The following is an 18,117-nucleotide window of genomic DNA, read 5'->3' as shown; positions in this document are numbered from 1 at the left end:
ATTGGATCATGGAGAATATCACAATAAAAATCAATGGCATGGACGTAAGCGCTCCGGCAGGCTCCACCATCCTGGAAGCTGCCAGACTGGCCCATGTTGAGATACCGACTTTATGCTTTTTAAAAGATATGAATGAAATCGCTGCATGCCGTATCTGTACCGTTGAAATTAACGGCGGCAAAATGGCTGCTTCCTGCGTTTACCCCATTAATCCGGGCATGGAAGTAAAGACCAATACACCTAAACTTCGTGACTATAGAAAGAAAACGCTTCAGCTGATCCTTTCCAATCACGACCGCTCCTGTCTCTCCTGTGTCCGCAGCGGAAACTGCGAATTACAGACCTTATGTAAGGAACTGGGCGTTGATGTGGATGATTATTACGATGGAGCAAAAACACCTTCTACCCCAGATGAAAGTGCAACCCATATGGTACGGGATAACAGCAAATGTATCCTTTGCCGCCGTTGTTCTGCTGTCTGTGAAAAAGTTCAGGGAATCGGCGTAATTGGACCGAATGATCGTGGATTCGCTACCGTCATCGGCTCTGCCTTTGACAAGGGACTTGGTGAAACAAGCTGCGTATCCTGCGGACAGTGTATCGCTGTCTGTCCTACCGGCGCTCTTTATGAGAAGAGCAGCATTGACGAAGTGGCTGCTGCCATTGCAGATCCGTCAAAGCACGTGATCGTCCAGACCGCTCCGGCTGTACGTGCAGCCCTGGGAGAAGAATTCGGTTATTCCATCGGAACCAATGTGGAAGGCCAGATGGTTGCCGCTTTAAGAAGACTGGGCTTTGACAAGGTATTTGATACCAACTTCAGCGCCGATTTAACCATTATGGAAGAAGCACATGAATTCATTGACCGCGTACAAAACGGTGGCGTCCTTCCATTAATCACCTCCTGCTCCCCAGGATGGATCAAATATTGTGAGCACTACTTCCCGGATATGACAGAGAATTTATCCTCCTGCAAATCCCCGCAGCAGATGTTCGGCGCCATTGCCAAATCCTACTATGCGGAAAAGATGGGTCTGAAGCCAGAGGATATTGTATCTGTCAGCGTAATGCCATGTACCGCTAAGAAATTTGAAATCGGAAGAGATGACCAGGATGCCAACGGCTCTCCTGACGTAGATTATTCCATGACCACCAGAGAGCTGGCCAGAATGATCAAACAGTCCGGAATCCGGTTCACAGAGCTTCCTGACGAAGATTTTGACACACCTTTAGGTCTTGGTACCGGAGCAGCAGTTATCTTTGGAGCTACCGGCGGCGTTATGGAAGCAGCCTTAAGAACTGCTGTAGAAAGCCTGACCGGGGAAGAGCTTGAAAGACCTGACTTCACCGATGTTCGTGGAACAGAGGGTATCAAGGAAGCTACCTACCGTGTAGGCGATATGGATGTAAATGTTGCAGTCGCTTCCGGTCTCGGCAATGCAAGAGAGCTACTTAACCGGGTGAAATCCGGAGAGGCAAATTATCACTTCATCGAGATCATGGGATGCCCCGGCGGATGTGTAAACGGGGGCGGACAGCCTCAGCAGCCTGGCTTTGTACACAATACAACGGATATCCGCAGCCTGCGTGCTAAGGTCCTTTATGATGTAGATGCAGCAAAGACCATTCGTAAGTCTCACGAGAACCCTGCAATCAAGGAACTTTATGAGACTTATCTTGGAGAGCCGGGAAGTGAAAAGGCTCATCACCTGCTTCATACAACTTATGTAAAGAGAAGAATAAACGAAATTTAAACTATGATATAAAAAGAAATGCTGTAAATAAGTGTATAAAAATGAGCTTTGATTGGTCCAAAAACCATGATCAAAGCTCATTTTTATACCTTAAATATTAAGTTTCTATACTCATATTCTCCTATTCACCTAAAGACATACGAACCCGTCGATCCCTGTAAAGTCAACTCTTTCTCTTCCGCCAAATGCAGATAATTCCTCCGGGCTAAAGTCTGAATCCGCGTCTTTCGTCAGATATAAAGCGATTAAGTGTTCTGATTTATTATAGAATTTTTCTCTTGTATACGAAGCATATATTAGACAGGAATTTTTAGACACTGCATTGACATCCTCCCTGATACAATAGGAAAGCTTCTGCCAACCCGAATATAATACGATTGCTGTCTGAAGATTTTTCGCTTTTGCGATTATGTAAGGAAGACTTCGCTTTTCATATTCAACGATACCTTTCTTTACTTCCAAAATCCCATCTTCTATGGGAAGACCGAAATGCCCTAAAGTCAACGTAAAAGGCCTGTCATTTACCCTTACCCTGTCCACCCGAAGCGTACCGAAAGGAACTTCTATATCCGCCATATCGACTTTTTTTGCCCTGCTTTTCATTATATCAAAAAAAGCTGTCCGGTACAAAATACCCATCTCATCTTTACAAAAAGCAAAGGATGTGGGCACTTCCTTTTCATTTAATTTATATGCCATCGCTTCCGCCGGGGTTTTTGCCATCTTCTCCCAAGGAAGCGCAGAAGAAAATGCAACTCTTGCATATGCGGGAAGGTAATCTGACGACCCATCAAACATAAATTTAGACGTTTTTATTTCTGTAATGCCGCTTTCCTTGTGATTTACGAACCGGATGCCCGGTGCCCCCAGCGTACATACAAAATCCTTTGTCTGAACCCAGGGATTCTCCTCTTTTTCAGTCCAGAAGGGATGTTCTTTTTCAAGGATCAGGCACAAAAAGGCTTTGCTGCACCAAAAAGGACTGCTCACACAGGAATAAGACTGCACCATAGGCATAAACGGACCATAAAAGCCAAGACAGGGAACCGAATTTACAAACATTTCTTCTTTCGTGATAAATTGCAGAAGATTTCCGGACATAAGACGGCGGGCAGAAGGAAATGTGAAATCAGGAGAGGTGTCATAATTCTTTAGAAATCCGCCTGCACAAAGGGCGGACGACGCACAAAAACGGTAGATTCCGCTCCGCCCCCAAAGGATGCTTTCACCCTTTTCACTGAACATTCTCCAATAAGACGATAAAAATAAACCGATATTCTTTTCAAATACAGCTGCTGCTTCCTTTTCGTATTTGTAGCCGTAATATTTACACCAAAGCGAGGCATCTAATATAAATTCCCAGGCACTGTAATAATCAAAGAGATTTCCGTCCCTATACCAGCCTTCGCCCGCATACAAAGAAAGCAGATACTCAAGATGGTCTATATATAACACTTCATCCACCTTATAGCCTTCTAGCTTCAAAAATGTAAGTGCCAGTAAATTAAAAAATCGCCAATTGGAATCATGGGTCTGATAATGTCCATATTCGGATAAGAATCCTGCCACAACATCCTTTTCTTCCTGCGTAAATCTGTCCCAGATCACAGGTTTGGAAATAAGAAGGTTGATCCCCATGATCCCGCATTCCACGGTTTGCTGAAAAGGGCCAGGGCCAGCCTTTTCTTCTATAAGTTCGTTCAAAGTCCCAAACCCTGTTTCAGCACCAGCAGTCATTCCCCGAATGATTTGATATGCGTAGTAATCACGTACATTGATTCCGTTCAGGGTCAGGTTTTCGTCTTCCAGTATCAAAGGAACCGCCATACACAAGGATCTTGCCAGTCCTTCAAATCGTGCCGCGCCTATGCGCCCCCTCTGATCGCCGGGAGACGGATAACTTATTTTTTCTTCGTTTCTTGGGGGAGACACCGGATCGTCTAAGGATTTTATATGGGAAAACAGCCCCCCAAGCAGAAACTTCCCCGCCTCTATCCAATGGCTCCGGTCCATTCCGCTGAAAGGGCTTTGTTCATAATTGGGATTTACAACTTCAAATTTCATAAAAACCCTCATCCTTCTTTTTCTTCATCAGCCAATGATCTTTTTTATGAAAATAAGATTGTTTTTAAGCTTTTCATCCGAGCTTTCTTTGCTTGAAAAATCCTCAAACGTCACATAACCATCATAGCCTACGGCTTTTAACGCATTAAAAAATTTTGGGAAATCCGCATATCCATCGTAAAAGGACGCCCAGTCTGCTCCGTATTTCTCTCCCTTCTTCAGCCAGCAGGCGTTTTTAATATGAACATGGTCTAAGTATTCCCCCAGGATTTCCAGAGCCATCTGGTATTCTTCCAGGCCTTCGTATATGATATTTCCTGTATCATAGATAACACCGATATATTCTGGATCAAAGTTTTTAGCAAGTGCGTAAGCCGCGGACGCGGAAGGAGTAATTGTTCCGTGGTGCATTTCAAAATGCGCCTTTATTCCTGTTTCCTTTGCTTTTTCTTCCACTCTCTGAAAGCCGCAGAGGGCTTCTTCAAATACCTGCTTATAGCCCTTTTCAGCATCATATTTAGGGGCGTTCACACGGATCCTCCCGGCTCCCATCTTTTTTGCTGCCCTCATAACAGAGGTGATTTTATCAATATCATCGGTACAAGTGAGATAAGAAGCAAGGGCATTGACCTCTAAACCATATTTATCCGTCAAAGCCTTTAACTCCTCCGCCTTTTCTTCCACGGTGTTTATATCCACGGTGCAGTAATTATTTCTCCAGTAAGACGGTTGTTCCTTGGCAAACTCGTCTTTTATTTCCGTTACCCTGAAATCCACACCGTCATAACCATACTCTTTCATTTTTTTAAGAGCTTCCTCTATTGTCATTTCAGGAAGGCCCACGGTAAACACAGAATATTTCATATTTCTCTCCTTTCTCCTAACCCTTCAGCCCGCTGGTAGCAACCCCCTGCACAAAATACTTCTGCAGCGCAATAAAAATAATAAACACCGGAATAAGCGCAATCACCGCTGCCGCCATCATCCAGGCGTAATTAGTGGAGTACATCGTATTAAAGAGCCTTATCATAAGTTGTATCGTCTTTTTCTCGGTCGTACTTAAATAAATAAGCGGTCCCATAAAGTCATTCCATTCAAAAACAAAAGAAGTAATTGCCATGGTAGCAATTGCAGGTTTAGAAAGGGGCAGCATGATCCGGGCTAAAATCCCGTATTCACTGAGTCCGTCTATTCTGGCTGCCTCTAAAAGCTCATTGGGGATCCCCATATAAAACTGCCGGATTAAGAAAACGCCCATGGCCGTAAACGCATGCATCAATATAATACCTATATGGCTGTCTACCAGGTGAAATTTACTCATCATGATGTATTGCGGAACCATATAGACCTGCCACGGAATCGCAATCGTAGTAACATAAGCCATAAAGAGTGTGTTGCGCCCCTTAAAATCAAGCTTTGCAAATGCATAAGCCGCAGCTGAAGATGTGGTGATCTGCAGGATCATAGTTGCAAACGTAAGTTTAAAGGAATTGATAAAGCCTATGGAAAGAGGGAATTTTTCCCAGATCACGGTGTAGTTTGACCATACGGGATTTCTCGGTATCCATTTAATCGGGTAAGCAAATACGTCTTTTTCCAGCTTTAAAGAAGCAGAAATCATCCAGGCAAAAGGCGTAAGCATTATGAGGGCACAGAATATCATAAGGCCATAAATTATGATCAGTTTTATCGTACCTGTGTGTTTTTTCATAATCCCGCCTCCTATAAGTCGTTGGTGAACTTTTTCTCTACCTTAAATTGCAGCAGGGTAAAGGCAAGCACGATCAGAAACAGAACGATGGAAAGTGCGGAAGCATATCCGAATGCGTTATCTTTAAACGCTTTGTTGTATATGTGATAGGCCAAGACCTTTGTTGCCGTACCGGGACCGCCCTGAGTCGTGATATACATAATGTCGTATGATTTAAAAGTGGAAATTGTAAGCATCATAACAACAAAGAATGTCGTGGGAGTAACCGTAGGCCAGGTAATATTCGTAAACTGCTGGAATTTGGAAGCCCCATCAATCCTGGCCGCCTCGTAAAGTTCCCCGGGGACGCCCTGCAAAGCCGCAAGGTAAACGATCATATAATATCCCACGCCCTTCCAGACCGTAAGACCGATGATCGTGGGCATAGCCCAGTGTTTATCCGCCGCCCAGCGCGGAGGATTCACGATTCCTATGGAGCGAAGCACAGAGTTTACCGGACCTGACTGCGGGGAAAACAGAGCCATCCACACAATAGCAATCGCCACTAAGGAAGCCACATATGGAAAGAAAAGGACCGAGCGGAAAAACACCCTTCCTTTCAGATTCGAATTCATGAGCATGGCCAAAAGCAAAGAAAACAGCATAGTTACAGGGACTGTAACTACTGTATAATAAATGGTATTTATAAGAACCAAAGAAAACTGGGAATCCTTCGTGAACATCTGTATAAAATTCTTAAAACCTACAAAGTTTACAGTCTGACCAAAATTCCATTCACATAAACTCATGACAAAAGTCAGAATGATCGGGATAAAAGTCAAAATAAAATAGCCTATGAAATTCGGCAGAATAAAAGAATAAGCGATCAGGCTTTTCTTACGTCTATAACTCTTTTTGAGCATAAGTGATACCTCCGTCCGTATTTGAAACCATAAGAAACAATTTTTGAAAATGGCGGTCAGGTTTTGACCGCCATTTCATGATTTCTAACTTTACTTCGCTCCAGCCTCTTTTGCCCTTTCAATCGCCGTTTTAATACCGTCGTCGATGGAGACGCTATTGGTCATGATATCAGAATGCATTTCTTCTATTACCGTATTGATCGCTTTTGCATTGGGATCCATAGGCTGTTCCACAATATAATTGGGAGGTGTCAGGAATTTTGAAAGCCCTTCCGGTGCATTGGGGAACTGCTCTGGTAATTTGTCGAATATATCTAATATGGACTGGCCTTTCCAGCCGGGGACGATTCCGCGCTCCGCAATTACTTTTGCCCCTTCTTCCCCGCAAACATAGCTCAAAAATTCCCAGGCCTCTTCCGGGTGTTCCGAATATGCTCCGATGGAACAGGGGGTAATCCCGCCTACCATATTTTCGTATGTATTTCCCTTGGAATTAGGCAAGGTCACTGCGCCCCATTTAAAATAGTGTTCGCTTTGAGGTGTTACATTGCCGGTAAGCATTTCAATATACCAGGATCCGATTTGAAGCATTGCAACCTGCTCATTGTAAAAAACACCTGAATAATGGATATTTCCTGTCTTTAATTCACCGTAGTCCTGAACAGACTTATCTTCATTCTGCATTCCGAGAATCGTCTCATAATAAGGCTTTAGTTTTTCATAGGTAGATGTATCCAGATAATTGAATTCGTCTATGATTCTGGAATACTGATAAACGTTTGACGGCCATGTGTGCACATGGGATCCATATACTTTTTCCGCGCCTTCACCCGAAGTCATCTTCTTTGCAAGTTCCCTGTATTCCTCCATCGTCATACCATCTTTTGGATATTGGACTCCTGCTTTATCAAATAAATCTTTATTGTAGAAAATCATATTGTTATCTGTCCGGAAAGGAAGGCCGTAGACAACGCCGTTCAGACTCAGGGACTTTTCCGCACCGCCGTATGGCTTCATATCGAAACCGGTGATTCTGTCTGTTAAAGGCTGCAGATGCCCTCCTGCGATCAAAGCACTCATTTCAGGCAGCCCCTTCATAAAGACCACATCATACTTTTCTTTTGCGCCCATCTTGACAACGATCGTATCCGAATATTCTGCGGCCGAAAATTCAACAATGTCAACCTTGATATTCGGATGTGACTTTTCAAACGCTTCCACCATGATCGGATAATACGCGGTGTTAGAATAATCCCAAAGCGAAACTTTGATTGTCACCGGTTCAGTACTTGCTGCCGTATTCGTCTGCGCTGCAGCTGCCGTAGTTCCCGCCGCTGTAGTTCCTGCTGCCGTAGCACCGGCAGAACCTGAACTGCCCCCGCAAGCTGCCAGACTGGCTGCCGTAATGCCTGCAAGTCCCAATGCTGCAATCTTTCTCAACTTCATATAACTCCTCCTTTAATTTTCATTGCATTATGTATGCTATTCCACTGATCGTTAATGATATATTAGTATTTTTACACAATACATACAAGGAAATATCTTACGATTTCGTGTAATATCTTACCAGGGCAACCTGGATATGCTTGACTTTTTTTATTACAATTATATAATTAATGTATGAAAAAGAATAATTTATTTTATAAAACCCTTACATTTAAATTACTGCTGTATTGTTTTTGTTTTGTCTTGCTTCTTACTTCTGTTTTTACCTGGATATTTTATTCTTCCGCAAAAGAAAAATACGAAAGGGATGCAGAGGAAAGCGCTCTTATGCTTCATACGAATGCCAATTATGGCATAGAAAATAACTTAGCCCAGGTTTCTGCTTTAAATACCGTCCTTTCCGCTAATACAAAAATCACCGCTTTTCTATCCGATAACGGAAAAGACAGCATACGCAATATGTCTTATGCACTCTCGGCCGTTACCGAAGCAAAAATGCTGTTAAACACTACTTCCATCTCTGGTTACGTTCCTAAAATGCTCCTTACTTCAGATCGGAACCCGAGGTATATACAAATCGGCCTTTTTTACGGTCAGATTTCCGACAAGGCGACTTTTGAGAAATTATGCCCCGAAGAATTAGCCGGCCCCTCCTTTTCTTATCCCATAACAGTGAATCCCTTTAATCCGGAATTTTACGGTCAGTACAAGCCGGAACAGATACTTCCCCTACGTTTTCCCGTAAGCAGCTATGCAACAAACCAAAAAATAGGAAATTTTTATATAGCCTTAGATACCGCCATACTTGCGGATCCCCTAAAAGGCCTGGAAGAATCCTTTATTCTTCTTGGCGATCAGCTTTATAAAATTGAAAACACTCATTTTTTACCTCTGGATTTTGATGTGAAGCAATTTGATGCTTTGGCTCCTAGCTCTCATATTGTGTCAAAGGAATACAAAGACCTTTATAACGGAACGGTATTCCTTACAAAGTCCAAGTCGGGCGTCGTTTTAATAAGCCCTTTAAAAGCTCTTCATGAGGATATATTCGTACCTGATTTTAATTTTATTTTCCCCGCTTTTTCTTTGCTTCTCCTTCAGGTGTTTTTCTGGTATCTTTTATTAAACAAACTTGTCAATAAACCGGTAAAGATTATTTACAATCAGGTGTCAAGAATGATAAAAGCGGATTATGAGGTCTCACCTGCATTTACGGGCATCTCGGAATTTGAAGAAATAAGCACCCATATCAACGAACTGGCTGGAGCGTTTCAATTGGCACTGAATCAGTTAAAGGAGGAAGAAACACTGAAAAGGAATTATAAATTCCGTCTTCTGCAGAACCAGATCCATCCTCATTTCATTTACAACACTCTAAATTCCATCCGATGGCTGGGACAGATGAACTCTGTTCCGCCCATCGTGGACATGACAACCTCTCTTTCCAATATGATGAGAGCCGTTTTTAAGAACAATTCCGAATGGTTCCGCGTGGAAGAAGAACTGGACTTTATAAAAGAATACATCCATTTGCAATCTTACCGTTATGCAGATATGTTTACTCCGGTATTTGACATTCCAGATCCGGAAGTTTTAAGCGCTTCTGTTTTAAGATTTACCTTGCAGCCCTTAGTGGAGAATGCACTTTTTCACGGCATAGGACCTGCAGGCAGGAAATGTGAATTGCTGATAGGGGTATACAGGGAACGTGAAGATCTGATTTTCGTGGTAAAAGACAACGGAGTCGGTCTTACCGTCCGGTCTTTGGATGAAATCGTAAGGGAAACAGCAAAGGCAGACAGGCTTTCCGGAATAGGAATCCAAAACATACACCAGAGAATACAAATGGAGTTCGGCGACCAATACGGACTGAACATAGAAAGCATTCTCGGTGAATTTACAAAAGTTACCGTAAAAATGCCTCTGATCTATAAAAAACAGTAAAAGAATATGATTCGTTTATGAAAGAGGGAAAATATGAAATATAAGATCCTGATTGTTGACGATGAACCCTTAGCCCGTATAGGGCTATCAGGCCTTGTTTGTGAGAACTTCCCTGATTTTGAGATAGGCTCTACTGCCGCAAACGGCAACGAAGCAATCGAAATCTTAAAAAAAGAGACCTTTGACCTGGTCATAACAGACATAAAAATGCCTGCAGCGGACGGATTTGACATTTTAACATACATACAAAATACAGAGGATAAAAACGCTCCTTTGTGTATCCTTTTATCCAGCTTTGAAGAATTTGAATATGCCCGGACTGCCATGAAGCTAAATGCCTTTGACTATCTTGTAAAAATGGAGCTGAACAAAGAAACCCTTGAAAAAACGTTAAACAAGGCTAAAAAAGTACTGGCTGAAAGAAAAACAGAAACCGGCAGGTATGGGCAAGAGTTCAATCTATTCACGAACCGTTTTCTCTACCACCTGGTTAGCGGCGGCTATACTTCCGAAGAAGAAATTCTGGATTTCATAAAAATGTACGATCTGGATTTAAAAGCGAAGTTTTATCAGCCCCTGACCGTAGATATTCTTTTTGAAAAGGAAAACTTAAATACTGGAGCTTACTCTACCTATTTAAATATTTTAAGTACCGTAAAGGAGTGCATCGGCCGTTATACAAAAAGTACGGTGATCGCGTACAACCATCAAAGGATTGCATGTATTCTTCTCTTTCATAAAGCAGATGAAATCGATGCGCTGACCAATACGGTCTCAGAAGACATCCGACAGCTTATTAAAATTTTTTTCAATACCGGAGTTACTATAAAGCCGGGAAAAACGACCTCTTCCCTCAATGAGATCCACCTGTGTTTTGAATTTAATAAAGAAGAAGCCCCATCCCTTAATAAAACATTTGATCTGAATGTTTTCAACAAAAGACTGATAGAATCCCTGGAAAATTTCAATCTTACCCTTTTTGACCAGACAGTCAGAGCGATTGAAGCCGCCATAGATACCCTGGCATTTGAAGAACTGATCAATATTGTGTCCTTTATGATACATTTGGTAATGAACTGTATCTATGACGGAGAAACTATACTTTCGGAGAGCTACAAAAATGAGGCAAAATCTTATAAGGTTTTATACACCTATCATAAGAAAACTGAAATCATCAGATACCTGGATGTATTTAAAACCGCGGTAAAAAGCGCAATGGAAAACCAATTAAACGATCCGAAATACAATCTGGTCATTCAGGCAAAAGATTATATCAAAAATCATATTTTTATGAAAATCAGTTTAGCGGATACCGCTTCTTTTATAAATGTCAGCCCTAATTATTTATCCGCTCTTTTCAGACAATATTCCGATCTTGGCTTTTCTGAATATATCAATAAAATGAAAGTTAAAAAAGCGCAGGAGCTGCTTGCAAAAAGCAACTTGAAGATTTATCAGATCAGTGAAGAACTGGGATTTGACAACCCGCAATATTTTTCAAGAGTCTTTAAAAAATATACAGGACACACCCCTACGGATATGGGGAGATGTGCCCTGAAACAGGAGGAAAATTAAATGATACGTACATTTCAAACAAATTCAATCAGAAAAATATCAGAACTTTCCGGTAAGCTTTGGGATTTCACCCCCTTAGACGGAAAAGATAAGACGTTCCCGGTACCTGTCCCAAGTGCCTGGGAGACTTATCCAGGATATGAAGCTTACAGGGGAGAAGGGAAATATTCCACTACTTTTACGGCAGAGGGGAATGTACGGCTTCTGTTAAAAGGCGTGAGCCACACAGCAAAAGTTTTCGTAGACGGGACCATGAGAGGAACCCATTACAACGCCTACACACCTTTTGAGATTTTCTTAAAAGGATTGCCTGGAGGGGAACATCTGCTTGAGGTCATAGCGGATAACCGGTTTTCAGAAGAAAGCTCGCTGCATATACCCAACGATTATATGAGTTACGGCGGCATTACCAGAGGTGTCGTTTTAGAGCAGCTTAACTGTGCATACATAAAATGGATCCATATCACGCCTGAAAAAAAGGGTGAAACCTGGAAGGCTGGCCTCACACTTTGCATTTCCAATATTTCTGATGAAGATATCACCTTAGATGCAACGGTAACGATAAATAAAACAGATTTAAAACTCCAGGACATTACCATAAAAGCAAATACGGAATCTTTGATACAAACAGAGGCGGCCGTATCAGATGCAGAAGAATGGAGCTTGGAACATCCAAACTTATACACAGTAGAAGTCACGCTCTTCAAAGACGGTACAGCCATAGACGACTTAAAAGAGAGAATCGGCTTCCGGGAAGTGAAAATAGAAAACAGCTCTATCTTCTTAAACGGCAAAGCTCTCCTTATAAAGGGAATCTGCCGTCACGAAGACCATCCCGCATTCGGCTGCGCCATCCCATTTTCTCAGATTGCCTCAGATTTGCAGACAATCAGAGATATGGGTGTGAATTCTATAAGATGCGTGCATTATCCCAATGATGAAATTTTCCTGGATTTATGCGACGAACTGGGAATTTTGATCTGGGAAGAAAACCACGCAAGAGGGCTTTCCGAAGAACATATGAGGAATCCTAATTTTGAAAGGCAGGCAGAAGAAGTGATCCGTGAAATGATCGTGAATCACTATAATCATCCGAGCATCTATATTTGGGGTATCTTAAATGAATGTGCCAGTGAAACTCCCTACGGCAGGGAATGTTATAAAAAGCAGTATGAACTCATCAGGCAGCTGGATTCTTCCCGCCCACGTTCCAGTGCAAGCTGTAAGTTTAAAACAGATATCTGCCTTGACTTTCCGGAAGTAGTTTCCTACAACATTTATCCGAGATGGTACCATAACACACCTGTCCGGGAATATTTAGATGATCTGTATCAATGGGTACAAACAGAAACACCTGGAAAAGATAAACCATTCCTTATTACGGAAGTGGGCGCAGGAGCCATTTACGGTTACAGAAGCCAAGCAAAGGTCAAGTGGTCGGAAGAGTATCAGGCGGACACTCTGGGAGAACAGCTTACTGCCATATTGGAACACCCCGGTTCGTCGGGACTGTATATCTGGCAGTTCTGCGATGTCAGAATTAGTGAAGAATGGTTCCTTAACCGCCCAAGGACAATGAATAATAAGGGAATCGTCGACGAATACAGAAGGCACAAACTTTCTTATGAGGTTGTGAAAGAAATTTATACAAGTTATGGCAATTATAAGGAATCATAAAAAATATCAAGGATTCTACTCCCTGTTAATGAATTATTTCCGTTGTTATGCATGGATTTCCATAAAACGTCCATATTAATACTGTCTTCCGGGAAAACACACCGGAGGATAGTATAACAATGGAGGGAATATCATATGAGCCCAAAAGAATTAAATTATATTGAAGATGCTCTTGGCCATGAGCAATTTTTAAAAACCCAATGCCAGCAAGCAACGCAGAATCTTCAGGATCCTGAATTAAAAGCTTGTGCGCAGCAGCTTATGCAGAAGCACCAGCAGATTTTTGACAGCTTCTATAACTTAGTGTAAGGAGGAATCACATATGGATGACAAGTGTATTATGGAAAACCTGCTCCACACCACAAAAGGAGTGTGTGACTTATACCTGCATGGAACCATCGAATCCCCTACCATGAACGTACATCAGGCATTTGACACCGCATTAAGCGACAGCCTGTGCATGCAGGGCGATATCTACAAGAAAATGTCCGCAAAGGGATGGTATACCACAGATCAGGCAGAACAGCAGAAACTTACGAAAGTTAAGAGCCAGTACGCAGGAATGTAAATAAAAAAGGCTATGGGTGTTCCCGATAAAAAAGGGAACACCCATAGCCTTTTTGTTAATGTCTGTGCATCGCTACTTCTTCAAGGCCCTGGTTTCGTAAGTTCTCGTGAACTTCTCTTCCATCCGCCTGTTTGATCAGCAAATCACGGGCTTTCTTTGCTTCATTCTCACTCTTATGCCTGCTGGGACCGCCTACACAGCCTCCCACACATGCCATTCCTTCTATGAAGTCTCCTGGAAGCCTACCAATCTTAAGAAGCATCAGAGCCTTCTTGCACTCAGCCGCTCCATTGCATTTAAGGACTTCGATATCCGTACTTTCTCCCGTCTCCTTTAAGCATTCCAGAACAGCCGCAGTCACACCGCCTCCATTTCCAAAACGCTTACCGAATACGGATCCTGCCTGGTAGGTGTTTTCTTCCGGCAAAAGCTCTACGCCCTTTGATGCCATCATTGCCTGAATTTCTCCCAGGGTCAGGGCATAATCCGCGTTGTCTTTAATATTTAAATCCAGGGTTTCGCTTTTCTTAGCAATACACGGCCCGATGAATACGGTGATCGTCTCCGGGTCCTTTTCCTTCAGCATTCTTGATACAGCGCACATAGGGGATACGGTGGTGGACATATTCTCAAGGAGCATAGGATAATGCTGTTTAATCATGTTCACAAATGCCGGACAGCAGGAGGTCGTCATCTTCTTGCCTTCCTTAAAAGCCTCTGCCCATTCCGCCGCTTCTGCTGCAGCGGTCAGATCGCCGCCAAGGGCAACCTCAACCATATCCTGGAAACCGATTTTCTTTAAAGCGGTTCTCCAGCTTGCCATGGTGATTTCCGGGCCGAACTGGCCTTCTGTCGCCGGAGCGACCATGGCAACCACCCGTTTCCCGGCGTTAATAAGATTAATCACATCCACCAGGAATGTCTTGGAATCAATGGCGCCAAAGGGGCAGCCATGAATGCAGGCTCCGCACTGGATGCATTTGCTTTCGTCAATGACTACAATGCCGTTCTCGTCCATGGTGATGGCATCCACCGGACAGCTTTTCTTACAGGGACGGGTCAGATCTGCTATGGCGTTATAAGGACATGCCTGGGAACACTTGCCGCATTCCTTGCATTTATCAGGATCAATATAAGCACGATCACGTCCCATGCTGATGGCGCCAAAATTACAGGAACCCTGGCACGCCTTACCCATACACAGCTGGCAGTTATCGGTTACCACATACCGGGCGATGGGACAGTCTTCACAGGCAGAGCTGATTACCTGAACGACGTTCTTCGTATCCCTTCCGCTGGGGCAGAGACCTTCCGCCAGGCGGATTCTCTCTCTGATGATTTCCCGTTCCCTGTAAATGCAGCAGCGGAACTGGGCCTTGGGACCTGGAATGATATCATAGGGAATCTCATTTCTTTTCTCCTCCAGCTTTCCCTCCCATGCAAGTTTCGCCACTTCATTTAAAACCTGATGCTTTATGCGAAGTAATGTCGCATCATTTGTTGCCATATTCTTCCTCCTTGTAACTTCCACGTATCGTGGTTCTGTGAATATCTATCCAAATTCAATAATAGGTTACCGTAACCCTTTTCCCCATTTCTTCCACTACGTGCTTTAACTGCTCCACAAGATTCTGGCGGATCCCCAAATCAAAGGGCAGGCCAGGATTCTGATAAGCGCTGTTAATTGCCATTCCCACGTATAACTTAAGCTCCGTATAATCCTCAATGATCATCTTCGCCACCATGGAAGCTCCATTTGGCTTATCTAACTCCAGAAAAAAATCCTCCGTGACGGATTCATTCATCACATAACGCCTTAAAAGCTTTAAAACTTTATTTAATGTCAAAACACCTTCCGTAACCAGCTCAATACCGTCAATATAAGCGATTGGCGGAATGTCCGGATCATTGTAATCCAGAGAAACAGACAGCTCCCTTTCAGTTACCCTGGAAACAATATTAGCACTGGTTCCTCCGCAGACGACTTTCTTAGCGGTATCATCTCCTGACAGAAAATCACTCACCATCACGAAGTCGTCCTCCGTCTTCCTGGGCGGGCCTGTCATCAAATGCACCGGCTTACGGTCAATGATCCTCATAACGGCAACCGTGGTATCATCGCCAGGCCGGTACTGATACAGTTCATCACAGGCACTGGTTAACGCAGTAGCCAGACGAGCTGCAGATATGGTCAGGTGGTACTGCTTCACCGCATAAGAAGCAACATCCTCCCACAGCCAGCCAAAATTCAGGAGCTTCCCCACTCCTGCATGGATGGTCCCGTCACTCATCAGGATCAACGCGTCCCCTTTTCTCACCTTAAAACGGTACTCATTGATTTTTTTATCCCTGATAACCCTGGTGTTTCGCGGTATGGAAACCAGGCTCCCATCCCTGATGAAGATACAGCCGGGATTATCAAATTCTACCAGATAGGCTTCACCGTCATGAAACACCTGAAGGATGCTGAAGGTGGAATAGGCTACCTGGCGCACCTGACATACCGGAAGGGTCTCCACAATGGTTTCCACACACTCTTCCAGGGTCGCACCGTTTAGAAACATGGTTCCTAAAATCTTGGAGGTCATGGTGGCCAGAATGTTGGCCTTTACCCCGCTGCCCATACCGTCGGCGAGTATCATAATATTGGAATCCTCGGTCTGCAAAAGTTCAACCTTATCTCCGCACAATACTTCCTTGAATTTATTCAGGCTTGTGTATGCAACATCTACGGTAACCCCCATCACTTAACCTCACCTTCATTTCCCTCATCCAGTAAGGATCTGCAAAGCTTCGTTAAGGTAGTCTTGGTCTCCGCCGTGGTTTCCCCTAAGAGACCAGCAATTTCCTGGGCCACCATCATCTGCTTGTGAATGACCTTCTGTGCCAGGGCAATGGTTTCCAGTTTCTGTTCGTAGTCCTGTTTTGCCTGTTCTTCCTCTTTGGTGATATCTATGAAGGTGGCTAATACCACATCTTCTTTTTCAATGTAAAGAATATTCTGAAGAGTGGAAATATGGTATTCCCCATAAGTCACCTTTTTTCCATGGATCTTCTGGTGGGTATTATAAACCCACTGGAAATCTGAAGGATCAATGAGTTCATATAAATACATGGTCAAAGCTTCCTGCCTGGTTTTTCCAAAATACTTTTCTCCCACTGCAGAATACTCTAAAATTTTCATATCTTTATCCACGATCAGAACAATATTGGGAGAGGTTTGCATCACGAGATTGGATAATGACTCTGATTTTTCATGCATAAATGGAATGCACATATTAAGCTCTGCCTTTTTCTGGAAAACCGCTATGGCCTTTTCCCGGCAGGTGGAATAACCGCAGGCGCCGCAGTTTAATTCATCCTCCGGCCTGGTCTTTCCGGTCATTTTTAATATCTCCTGAATCTGGACTTCAGTTGGCATGGCATCTTTGGGTGCACGGTCCAGGAACAGCTTCCGAAAGGAGAGTCGTTCCATAACAGGGGCCAGCTCCTCCCTTGGTACCGGATCCTTTTCAATGGATTCCTCCATATCCAGCTTGATCTTGAATCTGGATACGTTCTCGTCCTCTACGGTGGGACCCTTGATGCAGCCGCCAGAGCACATATTCATCTCAATAAAGCAGCCCTTAATTCCTCCCCGCAGCATGCTTTCGCACAAATCCATGCAGTTGAGGCAGCCATGGACATAAAATTTCCGGTATCCATCCCGTTCCTCTTCCGTGGCCAGAACAGAATTTACCACTCCATTGGTAACCGGATAAAGGCGGTTGATTCTGGGGTTCCTTACAAACGGGATATCCTCGCAGTCTTCAATGGTGATTTCCTCTTCAGAAAGCCACCTGGAAATATCATTGAAATTCAGGACAGCATCAATATAGCCATCATGACGGGGGTCTCCAGCTTCCTTTTTCTTTGCGATGCACGGTCCAAGGAAAACCACCTTTACCTCAGTTCCCAGTTCTTCTTTTAACATCTTTCCATGGGCAATCATAGGAGATACCACAGGAGCCATATGTGGAATCAGCTGGGGGTAATAAATCTCGATCAAATCATTGACGCTGGGGCAGCAGGTGGTGATGATGTTCTCCATCTTCCCTTCACTTAAAAGCCTGGCATATTCCGCTGTTACAACAGCCGCCCCTTCCGAAGTCTCCCTTACGTCATAAAATCCCAGCTTCCGCAGCGCACCGTTAACCTGGCCGATGGTCTTATAGTTTAACAATCCCATATAAGATGGTGCCAGGGAGATAACCGTCCGGATCCCTGCGTCAATGTAACTCTTTACCAGATCCAGATCACTTATGAGAGTTTTTGCTGACTGAGGACATACCTGCATGCATTTTCCGCATAAAATGCACTTATCCGGCATAATTTCAGCCCGCTCATCTTTAATCATGACTGCCTTGACTTCGCAATTACGAATACATTTATAGCAATGTTTGCATTTAGTAGCCTTGAAATCAATGATTCCCATGA

Annotated in this window: 14 protein-coding genes; 6 read left to right on the top strand and 8 right to left on the bottom strand. The window is 43.5% G+C overall.

Translation table 11 applies throughout. The features are described 5' to 3' along the window. Positions 1 to 8 precede the first annotated feature (8 nt). The gene (locus BMW45_RS11480) at positions 9 to 1,754 is read left to right on the top strand and encodes an NADH-dependent [FeFe] hydrogenase, group A6 (protein WP_092246391.1); all 1,746 of its coding nucleotides are present in this window, start codon (positions 9 to 11) and stop codon (positions 1,752 to 1,754) included. A 129-nt stretch (positions 1,755 to 1,883) separates the two neighbouring features. Here the strand turns inward: BMW45_RS11480 and BMW45_RS11475 are convergent, their stop codons facing one another. The 5 genes from BMW45_RS11475 to BMW45_RS11455 all read right to left on the bottom strand — a co-directional run bounded on the left by BMW45_RS11475 (position 1,884) and on the right by BMW45_RS11455 (position 7,877). Further along, positions 1,884 to 3,818, bottom strand: coding sequence for a DUF2264 domain-containing protein (locus BMW45_RS11475; RefSeq protein WP_166433332.1), 1,935 nt, complete (start codon positions 3,816 to 3,818; stop codon positions 1,884 to 1,886). A 27-nt stretch (positions 3,819 to 3,845) separates the two neighbouring features. After that, positions 3,846 to 4,682 (bottom strand): sugar phosphate isomerase/epimerase family protein, encoded by an 837-nt coding sequence (locus BMW45_RS11470; protein ID WP_092243567.1) that lies wholly within the window; start codon positions 4,680 to 4,682, stop codon positions 3,846 to 3,848. Between the two features lie 16 nt (positions 4,683 to 4,698). Further along, on the bottom strand, positions 4,699 to 5,529 hold the full coding sequence (locus tag BMW45_RS11465; RefSeq protein WP_025234801.1) for a carbohydrate ABC transporter permease: 831 nt from the start codon (positions 5,527 to 5,529) through the stop codon (positions 4,699 to 4,701). An 11-nt stretch (positions 5,530 to 5,540) separates the two neighbouring features. Further along, complete coding sequence (locus BMW45_RS11460) at positions 5,541 to 6,431, bottom strand: carbohydrate ABC transporter permease (protein WP_092243564.1); 891 nt, start codon at positions 6,429 to 6,431, stop codon at positions 5,541 to 5,543. Between the two features lie 90 nt (positions 6,432 to 6,521). Further along, positions 6,522 to 7,877 carry an ABC transporter substrate-binding protein gene (locus BMW45_RS11455; RefSeq protein WP_092243561.1) on the bottom strand — a complete coding sequence of 452 codons (1,356 nt, stop codon included), beginning with the start codon at positions 7,875 to 7,877 and terminating at the stop codon, positions 6,522 to 6,524. A gap of 327 nt (positions 7,878 to 8,204) precedes the next feature. On the opposite strand from BMW45_RS11455, the gene BMW45_RS11450 reads away from it, so the two are divergent. The 5 genes from BMW45_RS11450 to BMW45_RS11435 all read left to right on the top strand — a co-directional run bounded on the left by BMW45_RS11450 (position 8,205) and on the right by BMW45_RS11435 (position 13,641). Continuing rightward, on the top strand, positions 8,205 to 9,821 hold the full coding sequence (locus tag BMW45_RS11450) for a sensor histidine kinase (protein WP_166433331.1): 1,617 nt from the start codon (positions 8,205 to 8,207) through the stop codon (positions 9,819 to 9,821). Between the two features lie 33 nt (positions 9,822 to 9,854). Beyond that, the gene (locus BMW45_RS11445; RefSeq protein WP_092243555.1) at positions 9,855 to 11,396 is read left to right on the top strand and encodes a response regulator transcription factor; all 1,542 of its coding nucleotides are present in this window, start codon (positions 9,855 to 9,857) and stop codon (positions 11,394 to 11,396) included. Continuing rightward, positions 11,397 to 13,073, top strand: a complete 1,677-nt coding sequence (locus BMW45_RS11440; RefSeq protein WP_092243552.1) for a glycoside hydrolase family 2 protein — start codon at positions 11,397 to 11,399, stop codon at positions 13,071 to 13,073. A 135-nt stretch (positions 13,074 to 13,208) separates the two neighbouring features. Next, complete coding sequence (locus tag BMW45_RS27810) at positions 13,209 to 13,382, top strand: hypothetical protein (RefSeq protein ID WP_166433330.1); 174 nt, start codon at positions 13,209 to 13,211, stop codon at positions 13,380 to 13,382. Between the two features lie 13 nt (positions 13,383 to 13,395). Then, complete coding sequence (locus tag BMW45_RS11435) at positions 13,396 to 13,641, top strand: spore coat protein (RefSeq protein WP_092243549.1); 246 nt, start codon at positions 13,396 to 13,398, stop codon at positions 13,639 to 13,641. A gap of 55 nt (positions 13,642 to 13,696) precedes the next feature. On the opposite strand, the gene BMW45_RS11430 is transcribed toward BMW45_RS11435, so the two are convergent. From BMW45_RS11430 to BMW45_RS11420, 3 genes are read right to left on the bottom strand one after another with little or no spacing between them, the layout of a single operon-like run. Next, positions 13,697 to 15,148 (bottom strand): 4Fe-4S dicluster domain-containing protein, encoded by a 1,452-nt coding sequence (locus BMW45_RS11430; protein ID WP_092243546.1) that lies wholly within the window; start codon positions 15,146 to 15,148, stop codon positions 13,697 to 13,699. A gap of 55 nt (positions 15,149 to 15,203) precedes the next feature. Next, positions 15,204 to 16,385 (bottom strand): SpoIIE family protein phosphatase, encoded by a 1,182-nt coding sequence (locus BMW45_RS11425; RefSeq protein ID WP_092243543.1) that lies wholly within the window; start codon positions 16,383 to 16,385, stop codon positions 15,204 to 15,206. Continuing rightward, positions 16,385 to 18,115, bottom strand: a complete 1,731-nt coding sequence (locus BMW45_RS11420; RefSeq protein WP_092243540.1) for a [Fe-Fe] hydrogenase large subunit C-terminal domain-containing protein — start codon at positions 18,113 to 18,115, stop codon at positions 16,385 to 16,387. Before BMW45_RS11420 ends, BMW45_RS11425 begins: the two co-directional genes overlap by 1 nt. Between the last annotated feature and the right edge of the window lie 2 nt (positions 18,116 to 18,117).

Origin of the sequence: Lacrimispora sphenoides (genome assembly GCF_900105215.1) — a bacterium.
GTDB lineage: Bacteria > Bacillota > Clostridia > Lachnospirales > Lachnospiraceae > Lacrimispora > Lacrimispora sphenoides_A.
This window is presented reverse-complemented; position numbering and strand designations above follow the sequence as displayed.